Source organism: Pseudomonas sp. FG13, assembly GCF_057809755.1.
Genome location: NZ_JBMDKO010000047.1, coordinates 22,549 through 43,398, shown reverse-complemented (window position 1 = coordinate 43,398; position 20,850 = coordinate 22,549). Strand labels below are relative to the sequence as shown.

Below are 20,850 nucleotides of genomic sequence, written 5' to 3'. Positions count from 1 at the left end.
CGCGATTCACCTGGGAACCGAGGCGCCTTCATCGCGGGCAAGCCATGCTCCCACAGTCTTGCTGTCACAGCCTTGCTGTCGCTGATCTGGTGTCAGGCTTTCAAAGTACGGGTCATGCGCAATGCCAGCCCGCTCCCGCAGACAATCACCCCCGCCAGCAGGTACAGCGCCGCATCGGTCGACCCGCTGGCGTCTTTCACCCAGCCCACCAGGTATGGGCTGAGAAAGCCCGCCATCTGGCCCATGGAATTGATCAGCGCCAGGCCGCCGGCCGCCGCGCCCGCGCTGAGCAGGGCGGTGGGCACCGGCCAGAACATTGGCAAGCCGGTGAGGGCGCCCATGGTGGCGATGGACAGGCCCAGTATGGCGATGACCGGGGTGCCGGCGAAGTTGACCGCGATCAGCAACCCCAGCGCGCCCATCAGCATCGGCACCACCAGGTGCCAGCGACGTTCCTTGTGCAGGTCCGCCGAGCGCCCCACCAACAGCATGAACAGCGCAGCCAGCAGGTAGGGAATCGCGCTCAGCCAACCGATTGTCAGGTTATCGCTGAAGCCCAGGTTCTTGATGATCGACGGGAGCCAGAAGTTGATCGCGTACACGCCACTCTGGATGCAGAAGTACACCAGGCCGAACGCCCAGATCGCCGGGTTCCTGAACACGGCGAGCAGGGAGTCGCTGCTGGTCTTCGGTTTGTTCGCCAGGTCTTGCGCGTGGTCGGCGGTGAGCACGGCGCGTTCTTCCGCGGTCAGCCACTTGGCGTTGGCGAAGGTGTCGCTGAGCAGGAAAAACGCCAGGGCGCCGAGAATGACGGTGGGGATCCCCTGCAGCAGGAACATCCACTGCCAGCCCGCCAGGCCACCCTGGCCCGCCGCGAAGTGGTTGAGGATCCAACCGGAGAACGGGCTGCCCAGCAGGCCGGACACCGGGATGGCCGACATGAACAACGCCATGATCCGGCCGCGGCGGAACGTCGGGAACCATTGCGAGAGGTACAGCACCACGCCGGGAAAGAACCCGGCTTCGGCGGCGCCGGTGAGCAGCCGCCAGGTGTAGAACTCGGTAGGAGTGGTGACGAACAGCAGGCAGGTCGACAAGGTGCCCCAGGTGATCATCATCAGGGCGATCCAGCGCCGTGGGCCGAATCGGGTCAGGGCCAGGTTGCTCGGCACACCGCACAGCACGTAGCCGATGAAGAAGATCCCGGCGCCGAGGCCGTACACGGTTTCGCTGAACTTCAGCGCGTCGAGCATCTGCAGCTTGGCGAAGCCGACGTTGACCCGGTCAAGGTAGTTGAACAGGTAGCAGATGAAGATAAAGGGGATCAAACGCAGGGTGATGCGTTTGTAGACGCTGTTTTTTTCGTCTGGAGTAGCCAGGACGGCTGTGGCGCTCTGGGACATGGCGAGTCTCTCTTTATTATGATTTTTGCGAGCCAAGGGGTAACGTTGACCGCCCCTTGAGTCTCTGCCAGCCCAAGGGCCCGTGTCTTTGTGCCTGGGCACAGGGTTTGCGCCCGGACCCTGTGCGCCTGACCAATCCCCCTTGCAAGGAACTCCGCCCATGTTCGAACTCGATCACGACCTGGCGCAGGACATCGTCGACCGGGCGATGGCGATCCTGCCGTACAATGTCAATGTCATGGACAACCAGGGCCTGATCCTGGGCAGTGGCGAGCGCGAGCGGATCAATACCCGTCATGAGGGCGCGCAACTGGTCCTGGCCAATGGTCGGGTGGTGGAGATCGATGCGCACACGGCGCTGCGGCTCAAGGGCGTGCAACCGGGCATCAACCTGCCGCTGATGCTCGATCAACGGCTGATCGGTGTGCTGGGCATCACCGGCGAGCCGGAGCCGTTGCGCACCTATGCCGAGCTGGTGCGCATGACCGCCGAAATGCTCCTGGGCCAGCGCAACCAACAGGCCGAACAGCAGTGGCGCCGCCAGCGTTGCGATGACTTGCTGGCGTTGTTGCTGGGGGACGCGGGGGATTCGCCGAGGTTGCTGGATGAGGCGCGGCAGATGGGCCTCAAGCCGCAATTGTCACGGGTGCCGTATCTGTTCGAGTTGGGGCTGGAACATGGGCAGGGGCAGACCGTCGAGGCGCTGAGCGCCTGGCTGATGTCCCGCTACCCCGACAGTTGGTGCCTGACCTCGTCCAAGTCCTCCTTGCTCTGGTGCCGACCGGTCACCGCCTCGGTGGAGAACGAGCGCTTGCTGGGCAAGCTCGACGGGTTGGGCTGGAATATCCTGCGGGTCGCGGTGGGCGGCCAGGCCGAGGGACTGGCGGGTCTGCGGCGTTGCTACCGACGGGTGGGGGACTTGCTGGCCTATGGGCGTGATGTGCTGCCGCAATCGAGGTTGCTGACGCTCAATCGCTATCGGTTGCCGGTGATGCTCTGGCGCCATCGCAACGATGACGCCCTGGACGAGTTGCTCACGCCGTTGCGCAAAGTCATCGCCAAGGACAGCAACGGCCAACTGCTTGCGACCTTGCGCAGTTGGTGTGAACACGACGGCCAGAGCCAGGCCTGCGCCGAAGCCCTCGGCATCCATCGCAACAGCCTGCGTTACCGCATGGAGCGCATCGCCGAGCTCAGTGGTGTGGACCCGCTGCGGTTGGATGGGATGCTGGCGTTGTACCTTGGCATCCAACTGCTGCCACAGACCGAAAGTCCCGCCACATAACCCTGTGGGAGCGAGCCTGCTCGCGATAGCGCTGTGTCAGTCCACATCAAGGTTGATTGAACTGACGCTATCGCGAGCAGGCTCGCTCCCACAGTGGATCTTCGGTGTACGCACCTGCTTTTGTGAATCTGAACAATAATCCCACGTGTCTTTTGTGCGGCAGACCGGCGCGACGTCGGCGGTCTGCTGGCAGCATGTCGAGCATCGGAACCGGAGACCAGAATGAAAATAATCATTGCCCCCGACTCGTTCAAGGACAGCCTCAGCGCCCAGGGCGTAGCCGATGCCATCGCCGTCGGGCTGGGTGAGGTCTGGCCGGATGCGCAGTTGATCAAATGCCCGATGGCCGATGGTGGCGAGGGGACGGTGGAGTCGGTGCTGGCCGCGTGCAACGGCGAATGGCGTCATACCCGCGTCCGTGGCCCCCTGGGCGCTGCGGTCGAGGCGCGTTGGGGCTGGTTGGCCGACAGTCGCACGGCGATCATCGAAATGGCCGAGGCCAGTGGCTTGCAGTTGGTGCCGCCGGGGCAGCGCGATGCCTGTACCAGCAGCACCTATGGCACCGGCGAGTTGATTCGTGCGGCCCTGGATGAAGGGGCAGGGCGGGTGATCCTGGCGATTGGCGGCAGCGCCACCAACGATGCCGGTGCGGGTGCCATGCAAGCACTGGGCGTGGCGCTGCTGGATGAGCACGGGCAACCCCTGCCGCCCGGCGGCCTGGCCCTGGCAAAGCTGTCGCGCATCGACCTGAGTGGCCTGGACCCGCGCCTGGCCGGGGTGAGTGTCGAGATTGCCGCCGATGTCGACAATCCCCTCTGCGGGCCTCACGGTGCTTCAGCGATTTTCGGTCCCCAGAAAGGCGCCTCCGCGCAGCAGGTGCAGCAACTGGACCGGGCCCTGGCGCACTTCGCCGGACACTGCGCCCAGGTGTTGAACCGCGACGTCAGGGACGAACCGGGCAGCGGCGCCGCCGGTGGGCTGGGATTCGCGGCCAAGGCATTTCTGGATGCGCAGTTTCGGGCCGGCGTGGACGTCGTCGCCCAACTGACTGGCCTGGCCGATGCCATCGAGGACGCCGACCTGGTGATTACCGGAGAAGGCCGCTTCGACGCCCAGACCTTGCGGGGCAAGACACCCTTTGGCGTGGCTCGCGTTGCACGCCGTCATGGCGTGCCGGTGCTGGTCATTGCCGGCACGCTGGGGGAGGGTTACCAGGCGCTGTACGAGCATGGCATCGATGCCGCCTTCGCATTGGTCAGCGGGCCGATGACGCTGCAAGAGGCTTGCGTCGACGCACCACGTTTGCTGCGCGAACGAGCCCGGGACATCGCCCGGCTCTGGCGGGTCGCCGCCCGGTGACCGGCTAACCGTGGCGCAGGGAGCACGCGCCCTTGCCACGATTTTTTGACACATTATGAAATATATTTCATGGGTGCCCTAAATGAAGGCTCACGTCCAGCCGATAACGGGGCAAGCGTTCTCATAGCTCCTGCAATCGATACGCTGACCGGCATGGACGCTCGACCCCATCACACCGAGGTCCACCCATGTCGTTACGCAGCCTGAATATCGCCCCCCGAGCCTTTCTCGGCTTTGCCTTCATTGCCTTGCTGGTCATTATCCTCGGTGTTTTCGCCGCCGATCGTATGTCCGACGTTCGCCAGGCCTCGCTGGACATGGAGCAGAATGAGGTACCCAGTCTCGGCCACCTGTCCAATGTGATGGAGAGCGTGCTGCGCATGCGCATTCTCTCGTTTCGCATATTGGTCAACCGGGACCCGGCCAGCTTGAAGGAAGCCGAGACCCGTATCGGTGTTCTGGTGGAAAAGCTGAACAAGGCTAACGCCGCTTACGCGGCGCTCCCGGCCGGCGCCGAAGAGGCCGGGCTGTACAAGACCTTTTCCGTGACCCTTGAGAAATACCTGAAGGATCAGGAGCAAATGCTCGAGCTGTCGCGACAGGACAAGCTTGATGAGCTACGTGCGCACATCAATACTCGGATCAAGGAAGGCACTGACCTCATGGGCGAGCAGCTCAACGGGCTGATCACGCTGAATGTGGCCAATGCCAGCAAGGCCTCGGCCAGCGCGGGTGAACACTACAGCGGCGCCATCACCGGAATCATCGCCGTCTCGGTCATTGCCGCATTAGCCACCGTATTGCTCGCTGTGCTCCTGACTCGCAGCATCGTCACGCCGCTCAACCGCGCGTTGGAGGCGGCACGGGTCATCGCCGGCGGTAACCTGGTCCAGGCCATTGAAGTCGACGGCAAGGATGAACCTGCTCGTTTGCTCCAGGCCCTGGCCGACATGCAAAGCAGCCTGCGCAAGACCATCGAGCAGATTGCCGGTTCCGCCACCCAATTGGGCGCGGCGGCCGAGGAATTGAGTGCGGTGACCCAGGAATCCTCCCGTGGCCTGCAACGCCAGCACAATGAAATCGAACAGGCGGCGACCGCCGTCAATGAGATGACCGCCGCCGTGGAAGAGGTTGCCCGCAACGCCGTGTCGACCTCCGAAGCGTCAAACCAGTCGACCCAGGCCGCACAGGAAGGTCGCAGCCGGGTGGTGGAAACCGTCGAGGCGATCCAGACCATGACCCATGACGTGCAAGCCACCGCCACCATGGTCGAGGGCCTGGCCGTCCAGGGACGCGACATTGGCAAGGTGCTGGACGTGATCCGTGCCATCGCCGAACAGACCAACCTGCTGGCACTCAACGCCGCCATCGAAGCGGCTCGCGCAGGGGAAGCCGGACGCGGTTTCGCCGTGGTGGCCGATGAAGTCCGGGCCCTGGCCCATCGCACCGCACAGTCGACTCAGGAAATCGAAAGGATGGTCGCCGGCATCCAGAACGGCACCGGCGAGGCGGTGCAATCGATGCAGCAGAGCAACCAGCGCACCCAGAGCACCCTGGAGCTGGCCCGTGCCGCCGGCGTCGCCCTGGAACAGATCACCCAGTCGATCCACCAGATCAACGAACGTAACCTGGTCATTGCCAGCGCTTCGGAAGAACAGGCCCAGGTGTCCCGTGAAGTGGACCGCAACCTGGTGAACATCCGCGACCTGGCGACGCAATCGGCCTCGGGCGCGCAACAGACGAGTGACGCCACCCACGAGCTGTCGCGCCTGGCGGTGGGCTTGAATGCGATGGTGGCGCGGTTTGTGATTTGAGATAGGGTTGAGGCTGGACACCGCATAAACCAGGAGCCGTACATGCGCTATTCAGTCCTGACCCAACGCATCTCCGGCGAGGGTGCCGCCGCGTGGCAGATCCACGACCGGGCACTGGCCATGCGTGAGCAGGGCAGGGACGTGTTGTTGCTGTCGGTGGGCGATCCGGATTTTGACACGCCGCGGGCCATCGTCGACGCCGCCGTGGACAGCCTGCGGGCCGGGGACACTCACTATTGCGACGTCCGTGGCCTCCACGGTCTGCGCGCCAGCATCGCGGACCGTCATCGTCGGCGTAGCGGCCAGTCGGTCGGGGCTGAGCACATCACGGTGCTGCCGGGCGCGCAGTGTGCGGTGTATGCGGTCGCGCAATGTCTGCTCGACCCCGGCGACGAAGTCATCGTGGCCGAGCCTATGTACGTCACCTACGAAGCGGTGTTCGGCGCCTGCGGGGCGAAAGTGATACCGGTGGCGGTACGCCCGGAGAATGCGTTCCGGGTCGAACCGGCCGATGTGGCCCGCCTGATCACCCCGCAGACCCGGGCCCTGCTGCTCAACAGCCCCAACAACCCCTCCGGGGCCAGCCTGCGACTGCCCACCTGGCAGGCGCTGGCGCAACTGTGCATCGAGCATGACCTGTGGCTGATCAGTGACGAGGTCTACAGCGACCTGTTGTACGAGGGCGAGCACATCAGCCCGGCCAGCCTGCCGGGCATGGCCGAACGCACCGCGACCATCAACAGCCTGTCCAAATCCCACGCCATGACCGGTTGGCGCATCGGCTGGGTCATTGGCCCCGAACCCCTGGCCGAGCACCTGGAGAACCTGTCGTTGTGCATGCTGTTCGGTTTGCCGGAGTTCGTGCAGCGGGCGGCCCAGGTGGCGCTGGAGCAGGATCTGCCTGAGGTGGCGCAGATGCGTGAGGAGTATCGCCAGCGTCGCGACCTGGTGTGCGCCATGCTGGATGACTGCCCGTGGCTCACGCCCATTCGGCCCGACGGTGGCATGTTCGTGATGGTGGATGTGCGCCGGACGGGGCTCGTTGCCCAGGCATTTGCCGAGCGGCTGTTGGATGGGTATGGCGTGTCGGTGCTGGCGGGGGAGGCGTTTGGGCCGAGTGCGGCGGGGCATATTCGCATTGGGTTGGTGGTCGACCGGGTGAAGCTGACGGAGGCGTGCCGGCGGATTGCGTTGTGTGCGGCAGAACTGATTCGATGTGCTTGAGGGGCGGTTGAAACGCTTTCACCTCTTGGCTCTCAACCATGGCGGACAACTCCAAGTTGTAAAAAAGCGTCCGCTATGACTAATCAACATTCAAGTGCCTATCCTTATTGTTTACAGCCGCTCCAATGCCTTTTTCGTTTCAAAACATCCGGTGATCGCGGGCTGTCTGCGCACGTATCGCTCCGTCAAATCCGATAAACGGTATTCAGACCTGTCAGATATGACAGTAGGCAGTCGGATAAGTCCAGTGCCTAATTGAATCGAGGGTTTCTCTAGAAAAACATGTGCACAAAAGCACTTTCTCCGGAGTGAATATGTGATGTCATCTCCTAACGAGCAAATCACCGCTCAGCCATTGCGTATAGACGGAGTGAGTGATCAGGATCCGGAGGGCAAGATACCGCTGGAACAACTGATTAATGGCACAACCGGAAGAATACCGCGTTGGGCGGATTTTCCTGATCAACCTGGGGAATATACCGATCTTGTCGTATTTTGGGTTCAGCCTAATGACAGAGAAATTTATCGGAATAGATATACGCCCGCTGATGACAGGCCGGAGTTTACGTTTCCGATAACGCCTCAAGACATGAGTGTGGACGGTATCGCTTATATTCATTATCTGTTGACTAAGCACGACGGTAATACGGATCCTTCACCCGTACGCCGGCTGACCATCGATCATACACCTGTGCTTGTGCCGACGTTGGCGGAACCGACCTTTCCGGACAGCAACCTATGGGGCTACCTCAACTGCACTTCACCCGTGCCGATCTGGGAAAAGGTCCGAGTGGCAATAGCGCCGGAATCCATTTTCAGCGGGCAGGATGAATGTGTTCTTGAATGGCAGGGTTTTGACACTTTGAATGGTAGTCCACCGGCATTGACGCCTGTTTATGAGTTTCGCAAAACGCTAACTAGTAGCGAGGCGGTCAATGGCTTTGTCATGGAGATCCCTTTCGTACCTTACGTAAAGCCCATGGTGAATAACGATTCCGGTATTGCTCAATATACGATTTATCGAAATCGTATTCCCATAGCCAAGTCGTATAAAGGCTTGGTCAAAATTGACCGCGTCATTCCTGGGGAGGAAATGCCGTGCGGGGGATTTGCTTGAGGGAAATGGAGTTTGGGTAAGGATGAGTGTGTAAGTCGGGTCGAAGCAAGATAAGTGCTTGAGGCGTTCGTCGGTGTGGTTGGATAGATCCGCCAATTCAAATCAGGTGGTCGAGTCGATGCGTGTGGTCAATCTGGGTTCGCATGACTTGATCGATTTAATGTCATGGAGAAACGAGAGATGACTAGTAGAAGCGTAAATGTAAATGGTGAGATCTTGACGCTGCGGCAGATTGCCGACCGTTCTCGATTGGCGTTGCGCACCTCGACGACACGTTCCGGTGTCTTGGTGGAGACGCCAATCATTGTCGGTAAGATTGTAGACGACTTGATACCTAAATCGATACTGGATTCGGGTACCATGATTCTGCAGTTTAAAACCGCTGAAATTCAACCTCCTGATGAATTTGATGCATGGAGTTTGTACCAGCTTGCACCGGATGGGTCAGAAACATTAGTGGATCAACGAGCCTTCGGTCCGATAGGTAATCGCCCAGTATTACTTGATGTTCCAATACCAACTGTTCCGCTGCTGGATACTGACACGACTAAGGGTTCAAGTACTTACCAATACCAATTTAATATTATCTGGGGAGGCAATACTAACCCAGATCCATTGCCTTGGGTCCCCGTTGAAATTGACCGGTATGCACCTGAACATGACAAATCATCAGGCGTGAGGCTAAAGCCAGAGGCGGCTGAATTCGTAAACTTGAGCACCGGCGAAGTCATTGATGACGAGTGGCTCGATAACAATACGGCACTTGAACTCACCGTCAATACGACCTATGCCTTCTATCGTGAGGACGACCGTATTGACGTCTATGCAGGGTCCAATTATGGCATCGGGACGCCGATCCACACGCAAACGTTGGCGCCGTCAGGCGAGGTGTCCGTGCCAAAGGCTGATATCCCAGAACCGGATGGGCTCTACTATATTTGGTATGTGTTGCATGACGTGGTGGGCAATGAAAGTGAACCCGCATTCGCGAGTCCTTTCAATGTCCAGAAGCGTCCTCGACCTCTACTTCGAGATCCCGTTATTCCAAAAGGGATATTGCCGGATGTCATAGACCTAGCCGACTTGGAAAGCCCGGTTTATGTAGAGGTGCCCTACACCATCAACGGCCAGGAGAACGATCAGATTCTTCCGCTGATTCGCAATGCCAATGGCAATACCTCATTTAATTTGCCGCCGCAGCCGTTAGGTACGGAGGTGCCTAACAAAAGGCTCCAGTTTCTCCTTCAGAAAAATGTGTTGGTTGCACTTTGGGGGAACTCTACTGCGGACTTGCCTGTCTTTGCGGAATATAACTTTTCACGAGGTGTCGAGGGCCTGATTCCCTCCAATCCGACGGAGTCCGCCCTGGATTTTACCTACCGCGGCCCTATAAATCCGATTTTTCCAGGGTTGGAAAACCCGAACATGGTGAAAGTTACGGTTGTAGCAGTCAATGGTTCCGGCACACTCAACCATATTACTGCGGACGACCGGGGAAAACCGGCGACAATCAGCACACCAATGGTTGACGGGACCAGTACCTGGGTGCCAGTTGGCGATGAACTTGCCAAGTTGTGGTTCGATGGACAGGAAGTTCACAGTGAAGCGCTCGTGGCCGGGACGGTGTCGACATTAACGTATGAGATGGATGCTGCATTCATTGACAGCGTCGGGGTGGGTAGAAAAATTGCCCATTGGACCATTGAGGAAAATGGTGGCCGTAACCGAATGAGGTCACTGCCTACCGAGGTCCAGATCGATGCCGTTAAGGTTGATTTACCCCCTCCTAGAATCAGCGTATTTGGATCGGGAAGTTATGTTTCGTGTGCTTCCTTGATAAGGAATACTTGGGCATTGCCGGTGAAGATTGATATCGATCCGGTTCATATGCCTGCCGGCACTGTCGTTACCTTGAAGTCAGTTGGTACAAGGGATTCGCTAGGGCTTGATCCTATTATTGGCACAGAGTACAGCGATACTTACACTATCTTGGGTACGGAGCCGGGAGGGGAGTTCCAAAAAAATATCGAGCCTTATCTGACAAAAATTAAACCCATCCAGCCTCCTTATAGTTCCGGTCTGCCGAATGGCTTTATAAAGGTATGGTATGAGGTGACTATTGGAGGCGTGCTCACGCCTTCGCAAGAGTTTTTTAATGAGGTTTCTCTACTTAACACCAGTCATAACTATTGCGAAGGAACTCCAACTCTGTAGTCGGCATTGCGCCAATGTCGGGAACGATTCGATTTCTCGACATTGGCGCTTGGTAAGACGAGGAAAAACCCCGCAGCACGATCGGACTTTTCCTACATCAGTCTGTGACAGATATCTGTAGTTTACCCGCCGTCTGGGTGAAGGGTTCGTCGCTCGTTAATCAACTTCGTCATTCTTTGTGGAGTGGCAACTGTGGGTAGTTCTGTTATGCGATCAATAAAGTACGTTGGAATGAGACCGGGGACAGCAAGATGGCTAAGCAGTTCGTCGCTGTCTTTGTCATTATTACTGGTTGAACCAACACTAGCCGGGACATTGGTCGGCCAAAGCGAGACCATTACCAACGGTCACGCCGTGGAAAGCTGGGCGCTTTCGCAGAACGCCACATTGAATGTCGATGGTGCGCAAACGCTCGATATCGTTGCTACACAATCGACGGTAAATGCCAGTGGCGCCACTACCGAACGCATTATTGGCAGGCAGGATTCAACCGTAAACCTGTCAAACACCACGGTCGTCGGTGGCAACTCGTTTGCCGGGCTGGAGCTCCAGAACAGCAGTGCTACCGTCAACGGCAGCACCATCACTGGAAATAGCCTGGGTTTATCGGCCCTGCATGTTGTCGGTACGACGACCGGCTCGACGGTAACGGCTACGGACAGCAGCTTTACAGGCGTCACGGGCGGTGCTCTCGCGACAGCCTTCAGTTCCCTGGGGTTCTCGAACTCGACAGTCGAGGGGACGGGAGCCACCAGCTTCGGGCTTTCGCTGCGCAGTGCTTCAGCGTCCGCCAGCAACGGCACACGCATTATCGGTGGTCAAAATGGCGTCGTCATGGGGCTTGAGACTGGCATATCCACTGCCAGCCAGCTAACGCTGGATCGGTCGAGTGTCGAGGGCAGAAACGGTTCTGCCATCGTTGTGGATTACGCCGGCGGATCTGCTCCAGTTGCGCAGATCGACGTGCTCAATGGTTCGACGCTCACCGGCAGCAACGGGACGATTCTGGAGGTGCGTGGGGCGGGTGACGCCGCCATGAATGTCGGACTCAGCGACCTGACGGGTAATGTCCTGGTTTCCGACAACAGCACCGCCGCATTGACGTTTACCCAAGGTTCTTTGACCGGTGACATAACGGCCGAGGCGGGCAGCACCGCGACGGTGGCGCTGCAACAAGGCTCGCACTTGACCGGTGTCATGACCAATGTCGCGACGGCCGGTATCGACGCTCAATCGAGTTGGACCATGACGGGCGACAGTCAGGTCGGTGACCTCACGCTCAATGGCGGTACGGTGAGAATGGGCGCCGATAATGCGTTCTATCAATTGAACGTGGGAACCTTGTCCGGCAATGGCCTGTTCCTCATCGGCACCGATTTTACGACCAACCAGACCGATTTTCTCAATGTCACGGGAACAGCGACTGGCAATCATCAACTCATGGTTGCCAGTAGCGGCGTCGACCCGGCCAGTGGTCAGCCTATCCAGGTGGTCCATACCGGAGGCGGGGACGCGTCGTTCTCCCTTGCCAATGCCGGTGGCGAGGTCGACCTGGGGGCATACTCCTATGGCTTGAAGCAGAGCGACACCGGCAACGATTGGTTCCTGGATCCGACGGCCCGCACAGTCAGCCCTTCCACCCGCGCAGTCATGGCGTTGTTCAATACCGCGCCGACGGTGTGGTATGGCGAACTCACGTCGTTGCGCAGCCGAATGGGGGAGTTGCGCTTCAATCCGCAGAAATCCGGTGCCTGGCTCAGGGCTTACGGTAACAAATACAACGTATCCGACAGCTACGGCGCGGGCTACCGCCAGGCCCAGCAGGGCTTCACGCTGGGTGCAGACGCGCCTTTGCCGGTAGGCGATGGACAGTGGTTGCTGGGGGTCATGGCCGGTCATAGCACTTCGGACCTGGATCTGCATTACGGTACTTCGGGCACGATTAAAAGCTACTACATCGGTACCTACCTGACATGGATGGACGATGTCAGCGGCTACTACGTCGATAGCGTGCTCAAGCTGAACCGGTTTCGGAATGAAGCCAAGGTCGGTATGAGCGATGGGCGTCGATCCAAGGGCGACTATGACAACAATGGCCTCGGCGGTTCGGTGGAGGTCGGTCGCCATATCAAGCTTGACGATGGTTACTTCATCGAGCCGTTTACCCAATGGTCTGCCATGGCGATACAGGGGAAGGATTATCACCTGGACAACGGCTTGCAGGCAGAGGGTGACCGCACTTATTCATTCTTGGGTAAAGCCGGTGTGACGCTGGGGCGCGACATGCAACTGGACAACGGCGCGACGGTACAGCCTTATGTTCGTGCGGCATTCGCCCATGAGTTTTCCAAGAACAATGAAGTCAAAGTCAACAACAACGTGTTCAACAACGATCTTTCCGGATCACGCGCTGAATTGGGAGCAGGTATTGCCGTCAACCTGTCGCAGCGCTGGCAAGCTCACGCCGAAGTTGAATACATGAATGGTAAGGGTATTGAAATGCCAATAGGGGGCACCGTCGGCGTGCAATTCAAATGGTAGGGTGCCAACAGCAGACCATCTGATGAGTGGTTAATCAGAAAACAAAAGCCCTGATTCAGAGTCAGGGCTTTTTTTATGGCCATTTAATTTACGAGCTGAGTACAGTATCAAAGCGACCTCTGCACAAATAGCTGCCGTTCCCATCGGCCTTGTCAATGTTCGCTTCGAATGATCCAGTGAAGCGTTGTGATGATCCCATTGTGTAGGTGATGCTTCCGGATCTCGCTTTCTGCAGGGTTGGATTGTCCGGATCTTCGTAGTTGTTGTAGATCAGATTGACGTGTCGATCGATATCGGTAATTTCCGCACCGATAGCGTCCTTGATATCTCTCGAATAGGTGATCGTGAATGTCCTGGGTTTGCCGTTGCTCCATTCAGTGGCGATCACGACCCACACATCACCCCGCACAGGGGTGGTAGAAGCCCTCAATGTGGTGAGGGCGGCGCTGAAATTCGAATTGTCTTCAAGGTTGGCAGTGAAGTCCACCTCGGTCTCAAGGGGGGCATTATCTAAGTTTGTGGCTGCGCTGCTCATGAGTAAAAATCTCCATACTGTTCGACGGAAGATCCAGCGGCATCCTACGATGTCGCATGCGTGGACAGTTCATATAAGACTCATATTCTTCCGCTGTATACTGTCAGACATTACAACTATACAAAGCGCAGCTTCTGTGCTTGATGCCGTGTGACGTCCTTGTCAAACCCATTCAGTTAAGATCCTTCCGGCGACCACGCACCAACCTCATCACCCCCACAAAAAACACCGGCACAAACACCACCGCCAACGTCGCGCTGATCATCCCGCCAATCACCCCGGTCCCGATGGCCTGCTGGCTCGCCGAACTGGCCCCCGTGGCGATTGCCAGGGGCACCACGCCGAGGATGAACGCCAGGGAGGTCATGATGATCGGCCGCAGGCGCAGGCGTGCGGCCTGGAGGGTGGCGTCGACCAGGTCGTGGCCTTCGTCGTACAGACTCTTGGCGAACTCGATGATCAGGATCGCGTTCTTCGCCGACAGGCCGATGATGGTCACCAGCCCGACTTTGAAGAACACGTCGTTGGGCATGCCGCGCAACGACACCGCCAGCACCGCGCCGAGTACTCCCAGCGGTACCACCAGCAGCACCGAGGCGGGAATCGACCAGCTCTCATACAGCGCCGCCAGGCACAGGAACACCACCAGCAATGAAAGGCCCAGCAGGATTGGCGCCTGGGTGCCGGACAGGCGTTCCTGCAACGACAGACCGGTCCATTCCTGGCCCAGGCCTGCCGGCCCCTGGGCCACCAGCCGTTCGATCTCCGCCATGGCCTGGCCGGTGCTGTAGCCCGGTGCCGGTTCGCCGGAAATGCTGATGGCCGGGTAGCCGTTGTAGCGGGTCAGTTGCGTCGGGCCCTGAGTCCACTTGGCCTGGACGAAGGCCGACAACGGCACCATTTTCCCGGCATCGTTGCGCACATGGATCTTCAGCAGATCGGCCACCTGGCTGCGCTGGTCGCCTTCGGCCTGGACCACCACCCGCTGCATGCGCCCCTGGTTGGGGAAGTCATTGATGTAGCTCGAACCCACAGCGGTCGCCAGCACATTGCCAACATCGGCGAAAGATACTCCCAGGGCATTGGCCTGCTTGCGGTCGACTTCCAGCTGTACTTGCGGCGCTTCGGCCAGGGCGCTTTCGCGCACGTTGATCAGCACCGGGCTTTTTTCGGCGGCGGCGAGCAATGCGTCGCGGGCCTGCATCAGCGTCGCGTGGCCGAGACCGCCGCGATCCTGCAGGCGGAACTCGAAGCCGCTGGACGTCCCCAGGCCATCCACCGGGGGTGGCAGCACGGCGAAGGCCATGGCGTCCTTGATCCCGCCGAAGGCCTGGTTGGCTCGCTCGGCTATGGCGCTGGCCGAGTCGTCGCTGCCACGGTGTGACCAGTCCTTGAGGGTGGTGAACGCCAGCGCCGCGTTCTGCCCGCTACCGGAGAAACTGAAGCCCAGGATCACCGTGCTGTCACCCACACCCGGCTCGCCGGCGTTATGTGCCTCGATCTGCTCAACCACTTGCACCGTGCGGTTCTTGCTCGCGCCGGGCGGCAGTTGGATGTCGGTGATGGTGTAGCCCTGGTCTTCCACCGGCAGGAACGAGGAGGGCAGGCGACTGAACAGCAGACCCATGCCCACCAGCAGCAAACCGTAGATCACCAGGTAGCGTCCGGTACGTTTGAGGGCATAGGCGACCCAGCCTTGATAGCGCTCGCCCAGTTGATCGAAGCGGCGATTGAACCAGCCAAAGAAGCCGCCCTTGGCGTGATGCTCCCCCTGGCCGATAGGCTTGAGCAAGGTGGTGCACAGTGCGGGCGTCAGGCTCAGGGCCAGGAACGCCGAGAACAGGATCGACGTGGCCATGGACAGCGAGAACTGTCGATAGATCACACCCACCGAGCCCGGCATGAACGCCATAGGAATGAACACCGCCACCAGCACCAGGGTGATGCCGATGATGGCCCCGGTGATCTGGCGCATCGCCTTGCGCGTCGCATCTTTGGGCGACAGCCCTTCGCTGGCCATGATCCGTTCGACGTTCTCCACCACGACGATGGCGTCGTCCACCAGGATGCCGATGGCCAACACCATGCCGAACATGGTCAGCACGTTGATGGAGAAGCCCAGCGCCAGCATGATGGCGAACGTGCCCATCAGCGCCACCGGCACCACCAGGGTCGGGATCAGGGTGTAGCGGATGTTCTGCAGGAACAGGAACATCACGGCGAACACCAGCAGCATGGCCTCGCCCAGGGTGTAGATCACTTTGGTGATGGAGACCTTGACGAATGGCGAGGTGTCGTAGGGAATCTTGTATTCCACGCCGGCCGGGAAGTAGCGCGCCAGTTCGTCCATTTTCGCCCGCACCAGGGTCGCCGTGCTCAAGGCATTGGCCCCCGGCGACAGCTGCACGCCGACGGCCGTGGAGGGCTTGCCGTTGAGGCGGGTGGAAAACTGATACTCCTGGCTGCCGACCTCCACCCGCGCCACATCGCCGATGCGCACGGTGGAACCGTCGGGGTTGGCCTTGAGCACGATGTCGGCGAACTCTTCCGGCGTCGACAACTGGCCCTTGACCAGGATGGTCGCGGTGATTTCCTGGGTGCCGCGGCTCGGCAAGTCGCCAATGCTGCCCGCTGAAACCTGGGCATTCTGCGCCAGGACGGCGGCGTTGACGTCGGCCGGAGTCAGGTTGAAGCCGAGCAGTTTCTGTGGGTCGATCCAGATCCGCATCGCCCGTTCGGCGCCGTACAACTGCGCCTTGCCGACGCCGTCCAGGCGCTTGATCTCGTTCATCACGTTGCGCGCCAGGTAGTCACTGAGGGCGACGTCGTCGAGCTTGCCGTCATTGGACGTGAGGGTGATCAGCAGCAGGAAACCGGCCGAGACCTTGTCCACCTGCAAGCCTTGCTGGGTGACCGCCTGGGGCAGGCGCGACTCCACCGCCTTGAGGCGGTTCTGCACGTCGACCTGGGCCAGTTCCGGGTTGGTGCCGGGCTTGAACGTCGCGGTGATAGTGGCGCTGCCCAGGCTGCTCTGGGAACCGAAGTACAGCAGGTTGTCGGCGCCATTGAGCTCTTCCTCGATCAGGCTGACGACACTCTGGTCCACGGTTTGCGCCGAGGCACCGGGGTACACCGCGTAGATCTCGATTTGTGGTGGCGCGACGTCCGGGTACTGGGCCACCGGCAATTGCGGGATCGCCAGCACACCGGCCAGCAGGATGAACAACGCGACCACCCAGGCAAACACCGGACGGTCGATAAAGAACTGCGGCATGGGAAACGTCCTGCTTACTGACCAAGTGCCTGGGCGAGTGGGAGAGGGGAGTTGTCGATCTGGACTTTTTCACCGGGGCGGGCATGTTGCAGGCCTTCGACGACGATGCGGTCGCCCGGCTTCAGGCCGTGGGTGACGATCCAGCGGTTGTCCTGTACGCCGCCCAGTTCCACCGGTTGCAGGCTGACTTGCTGCTCGGCGTCGACCAGCAACACCTGGGCGACGCCGGCACTGTCACGCTGGATGGCCCGTTGTGGCACGCTGATGCCTTGACGGTCGAAGGCCTGCTCCAGGCGCACGCGCACGAAGCTGCCGGGCAGCAGGTCGAGATCGGGGTTGGGGAACTCGCTGCGCAGGGTGATCTGGCCGGTGCCCGGGTCGACGCTGATGTCGGTGAACAACAGCTTGCCCGGTAGCGGGTAGAGGCTGCCGTCGTCCTGGATCAGCGTGGCCTTGGCCTGGTCCTGGCCGACCTGCTGCAACTGGCCGGCACGCAAGGCCCGGCGCAGCTCGTTGAGTTCGCGGGTCGATTGGGTGAGGTCGGCGTGGATCGGGTTCAGTTGCTGGATTAGAGCCAGCGGCGTGGTTTCGTTCTGCCCCACCAGCGCGCCCTCGGTGACCAGTGCCCGGCCGATGCGTCCGGCAATCGGCGCGGTGACCGTGGCATAACCCAGGTTCAACCGGGCCCGCTCGACGGCGGCCTTGTTGGCGGCGACATCGGCGGCGGTCTGGCGTGCGGCGGCGCGGGCGTTGTCGTAGTCCTGGGCGCTGATGGCGTTGTCCTCGATCAACCGGGCGTAGCGCTGCTCCTGCAAGCGCGCCTGGAACGCGTTGGCCTCGGCCTTGCGCAACGCCGCCTCGGCGCTGTCCAGGTCGGCCTTGAACGGCGCTGGGTCGATGCGGAACAGCACGTCGCCCTTTTTCACATCGCTGCCTTCGCGGTAGACCCGTTGCAACACCACACCGGGCACCCGTGCGCGGACTTCGGCGATGCGCGGCGCGGCGATACGCCCGCTCAATTCGCTGCTGATGGACAGCGGCCGGGCTTCGACGGTTTCGATGGCAACGGTGGGGCGCGGTGCCTCGTCCGTGGGTGGCGAGGCCTTGTCGCAGGCGCTCAACGACAGTACCCCGAGCAGCAGGCCCAGGGTGGCGAAAGAGTTCTTTGGCATGGTGCTTCCCCAATGATGAACGTCGCCATGCTACGGAGAGCGGTGGGGGACAGCGGTAAAGGTTTGTAGGGGGTGTGTGAAATTGTGTAAGGGGTTTGCTCGCGATGGGGCCCTGCCAGGCGCCACAGCACTTTCTGGAACCCCCCATGCCCAACATCCTCCTGGTGGAAGACGACACCGCCCTCAGCGAACTGATCGCCAGTTACCTGGAACGCAACGGCTATCAGGTCAGCGTGCTCAGCCGGGGCGATCATGTGCGCGAACGGGCGCGGGTCGATCCGCCGGACCTGGTGATCCTCGACCTGATGCTGCCGGGGCTGGACGGCTTGCAGGTCTGCCGTTTGCTGCGGGCCGATTCGGCGACCCTGCCGATCCTGATGCTGACCGCCCGGGACGACAGTCACGACCAGGTGCTGGGCCTGGAGATGGGCGCCGACGACTACGTCACCAAGCCGTGCGAGCCGCGGGTGTTGCTGGCGCGGGTGCGCACCTTGCTGCGGCGCAGCAGCCTCAGCGAGCCGCAGACGGCCAACGACCGCATCCTCATGGGCAACCTCTGCATCGATTTATCCGAACGTACCGTGACCTGGCGCGGGCAAGCGGTGGAGTTGTCCAGTGGCGAGTACAACCTGCTGGTGGTGCTGGCCCGTCATTCCGGCGAAGTGTTGAGCCGCGACCAGATCTTGCAACGCTTGCGCGGCATCGAATTCAACGGCACCGACCGCTCGGTGGACGTGGCGATTTCCAAGCTGCGGCGCAAGTTCGACGACAACGCCGGCGAAGCGCGCAAGATCAAGACAGTGTGGGGCAAGGGGTATCTGTTCAGCCGCTCCGAGTGGGAGTGCTGAGTCGATGTGGAAGCTGTTGATCCGCCTTTACCTGGTCACCATCGTGTCCTACAGCGCAGCGATCTACCTGATGCCGGAACTGGTGATCCGCCTGTTCCATGAGCGGTTCATGAGCTACAACCTCGACTACTCCCGTGGCCTGCAAACCCTGATGAGCAAGCAGTTCCATGCCGTGCCGAGTGAGCAATGGCCGGCGCTGGCGGCGCAGATGGACAAGGAATTCGAACCGCTGCGCATCGAGTTGGCTGCCATTGATGACGCGGATTTCAGCGCGGATGAGCAGGCGCGTCTCAAGCGTGGCGAGAACGTGGTGCGCCTGGGTGACTGGGCCTGGCGCACCCTGGCGGTGGCGCCTCTGGACGAGCGCACGGTGGTCAAGATGATCGTTCCTCCTGACCCGACCGACGTCAATTGGTTGTACTGGAGCATCAACGTGTTGATCGGCGCGACGATGCTGGCGTGCCTGTTGCTGTGGCTGCGGCCGCACTGGCGCGACCTGGAGCGCCTCAGGAGCACCGCCGAACGCTTCGGCAAGGGCCATTTGAGCGAGCGCACGCACATCGCCTCCAGCTCGAACATCGGTAGCCTGGCCCATGTGTTCGACACCATGGCCAGTGACATCGAGAACCTGCTCAACCAGCAGCGGGACTTGCTCAATGCGGTCTCCCATGAATTGCGTACCCCCTTGACCCGGCTCGACTTCGGTCTGGCCCTGGCGCTGTCCGATGACTTGCCACCGGCCAGCCGCGAGCGCCTGCAAGGGTTGGTGGCGCACATTCGTGAACTGGACGAGCTGGTACTGGAATTGCTCTCCTACAGTCGGTTGCAGAATCCCGAGCGCCTGCCGGAGCAGGTCGAAGTGCCGCTGGACGAGTTCATCGACAGCATCCTGGGCAGCGTCGACGAGGACCTGGCTGCGCCGGACGTGGTGATCGACGTGCTCTTGCATGGGACGTTGGAGCGTTTTGTGCTGGACCCGCGGCTGACGGCCCGGGCACTGCAGAACCTGTTGCGCAATGCCATGCGTTATTGCGAGAAGCGGATCCAGGTCGGTGTGCGAGTGGGCGACGAGGGCTGCGAGATCTGGGTCGACGACGACGGCATCGGCATTCCCGACGGCGAGCGCGAGCGGGTGTTCGAGCCGTTCTACCGCCTGGACCGCAGCCGCGACCGCGCCACGGGCGGTTTCGGCCTGGGCCTGGCCATCAGTCGCCGCGCCCTGGAAGCCCAGGGGGGCACCTTGACGGCTGACGTCTCACCGCTGGGCGGCGCACGCTTCAGGTTGTGGCTGCCAACGCCCCAGCCATAACCTGCAGTTTCCTGTGGCGAGGATTTACTGTGGCGAGGGGATTTATCTGTGGCGAGGGGATTTAGCGAAACGTCGCACCGCCCCGCTGGGCCGCAAAGCGGCCCCCCTTCATCACCCAAACAACCCCGCAGCAATATTGATCGAGAACCCGAGAATCGCCGTGTTGAACACAAACCCGATCAACGACTGCGCCAGCACGATCTTGCGTAACTGCCGGGTGGCAACGCCCACGTCCGAGGTCTGGACGGCCACGCCGATGGTGAACGAGAAATACAGGAAGTCCCAGTAATTGGGCGTGGTCAGCCCTTCGGCAAACCGCAGGGCCGGCTCCTTGCCGTCCCAGGTGTAATACAAACGCGCGTAATGAACGCTGAAGATCACCCCGATCAGCAGCCATGAACCGATCACCGTGAGCGCGGTGAAACCGTAATGCAGCAGCTTGCTTGCGGTTTGCAGGTCGCGGCTGCCGGCCAGCTCGAAGGTGATGGTCGCCAGGCTGGCCAGCGCCGCGATACAGACCACCAGCAGGACCAGCCCGGCATTTTCGTCTTCGATCTCGGCGATGCGCCTGACGTCGGGCGCCTTGGCGCGCACGATCAGCCAGACCATCAGTGCCAGGTACGTCCAGACTCCGACATTCCAGCCGATGAGGATTTTGCCGATGACTGAATCCGCAGGAACCAGGAGTCCCGCGATCAGGCCAAGGGCCGTTGCGCCGGAAAGGCGTGGGTGGGTGCGAGCGAGGAAGGGCACAG

14 protein-coding genes and 1 pseudogene are annotated in these 20,850 nt (G+C 60.6%); 10 read left to right on the top strand and 5 right to left on the bottom strand.

Annotation, left to right across the window (positions count from 1 at the left end):
* Positions 1–92: 92 nt before the first annotated feature.
* Complete coding sequence (locus ACODTO_RS24995) at positions 93–1,403, bottom strand: MFS transporter (RefSeq protein ID WP_489107221.1); 1,311 nt, start codon at positions 1,401–1,403, stop codon at positions 93–95.
* Between the two features lie 160 nt (positions 1,404–1,563).
* Here ACODTO_RS24995 and ACODTO_RS24990 point away from each other — a divergent pair, with 160 nt between their 5' ends.
* From ACODTO_RS24990 to ACODTO_RS24955, 8 genes and pseudogenes are all read left to right on the top strand, one after another.
* On the top strand, positions 1,564–2,688 hold the full coding sequence (locus ACODTO_RS24990; protein ID WP_489107220.1) for a sugar diacid recognition domain-containing protein: 1,125 nt from the start codon (positions 1,564–1,566) through the stop codon (positions 2,686–2,688).
* Between the two features lie 222 nt (positions 2,689–2,910).
* Positions 2,911–4,047, top strand: a complete 1,137-nt coding sequence (locus ACODTO_RS24985) for a glycerate kinase (protein WP_139648669.1) — start codon at positions 2,911–2,913, stop codon at positions 4,045–4,047.
* Between the two features lie 188 nt (positions 4,048–4,235).
* Positions 4,236–4,955 (top strand): annotated as a pseudogene (locus ACODTO_RS24980) (MCP four helix bundle domain-containing protein); the annotation flags it as partial.
* A gap of 42 nt (positions 4,956–4,997) precedes the next feature.
* Positions 4,998–5,861, top strand: a complete 864-nt coding sequence (locus ACODTO_RS24975; protein ID WP_489107222.1) for a methyl-accepting chemotaxis protein — start codon at positions 4,998–5,000, stop codon at positions 5,859–5,861.
* A gap of 42 nt (positions 5,862–5,903) precedes the next feature.
* Complete coding sequence (locus ACODTO_RS24970; protein ID WP_489107219.1) at positions 5,904–7,085, top strand: pyridoxal phosphate-dependent aminotransferase; 1,182 nt, start codon at positions 5,904–5,906, stop codon at positions 7,083–7,085.
* A 319-nt stretch (positions 7,086–7,404) separates the two neighbouring features.
* Positions 7,405–8,202 (top strand): hypothetical protein, encoded by a 798-nt coding sequence (locus ACODTO_RS24965; protein ID WP_041022189.1) that lies wholly within the window; start codon positions 7,405–7,407, stop codon positions 8,200–8,202.
* 180 nt (positions 8,203–8,382) lie between these two features.
* Positions 8,383–10,416 (top strand): hypothetical protein, encoded by a 2,034-nt coding sequence (locus ACODTO_RS24960; RefSeq protein WP_041022188.1) that lies wholly within the window; start codon positions 8,383–8,385, stop codon positions 10,414–10,416.
* A 207-nt stretch (positions 10,417–10,623) separates the two neighbouring features.
* The gene (locus ACODTO_RS24955; RefSeq protein ID WP_041022187.1) at positions 10,624–12,957 is read left to right on the top strand and encodes an autotransporter outer membrane beta-barrel domain-containing protein; all 2,334 of its coding nucleotides are present in this window, start codon (positions 10,624–10,626) and stop codon (positions 12,955–12,957) included.
* Between the two features lie 88 nt (positions 12,958–13,045).
* Here the strand turns inward: ACODTO_RS24955 and ACODTO_RS24950 are convergent, their stop codons facing one another.
* The 3 genes from ACODTO_RS24950 to ACODTO_RS24940 form a co-directional block, all read right to left on the bottom strand.
* Entirely contained in the window at positions 13,046–13,492 is a 447-nt protein-coding gene (locus ACODTO_RS24950) for a hypothetical protein (protein WP_041022186.1), read from the bottom strand.
* Between the two features lie 172 nt (positions 13,493–13,664).
* Positions 13,665–16,766: a multidrug efflux RND transporter permease subunit gene (locus tag ACODTO_RS24945; protein ID WP_489107218.1), complete on the bottom strand. Its 3,102-nt coding sequence runs from the start codon at positions 16,764–16,766 to the stop codon at positions 13,665–13,667.
* 14 nt (positions 16,767–16,780) lie between these two features.
* Positions 16,781–17,938: an efflux RND transporter periplasmic adaptor subunit gene (locus ACODTO_RS24940; RefSeq protein ID WP_489107217.1), complete on the bottom strand. Its 1,158-nt coding sequence runs from the start codon at positions 17,936–17,938 to the stop codon at positions 16,781–16,783.
* Positions 17,939–18,084: 146 nt separating this feature from the next.
* On the opposite strand from ACODTO_RS24940, the gene ACODTO_RS24935 reads away from it, so the two are divergent.
* Together ACODTO_RS24935 and ACODTO_RS24930 are read left to right on the top strand one after the other, a co-directional pair.
* Positions 18,085–18,786, top strand: coding sequence for a response regulator (locus ACODTO_RS24935; protein WP_024777367.1), 702 nt, complete (start codon positions 18,085–18,087; stop codon positions 18,784–18,786).
* Positions 18,787–18,790: 4 nt separating this feature from the next.
* Entirely contained in the window at positions 18,791–20,095 is a 1,305-nt protein-coding gene (locus tag ACODTO_RS24930; RefSeq protein ID WP_139648684.1) for an ATP-binding protein, read from the top strand.
* A gap of 111 nt (positions 20,096–20,206) precedes the next feature.
* Here ACODTO_RS24930 and ACODTO_RS24925 read toward each other — a convergent pair whose 3' ends face one another.
* Complete coding sequence (locus ACODTO_RS24925) at positions 20,207–20,848, bottom strand: DUF1345 domain-containing protein (protein ID WP_489107216.1); 642 nt, start codon at positions 20,846–20,848, stop codon at positions 20,207–20,209.
* Between the last annotated feature and the right edge of the window lie 2 nt (positions 20,849–20,850).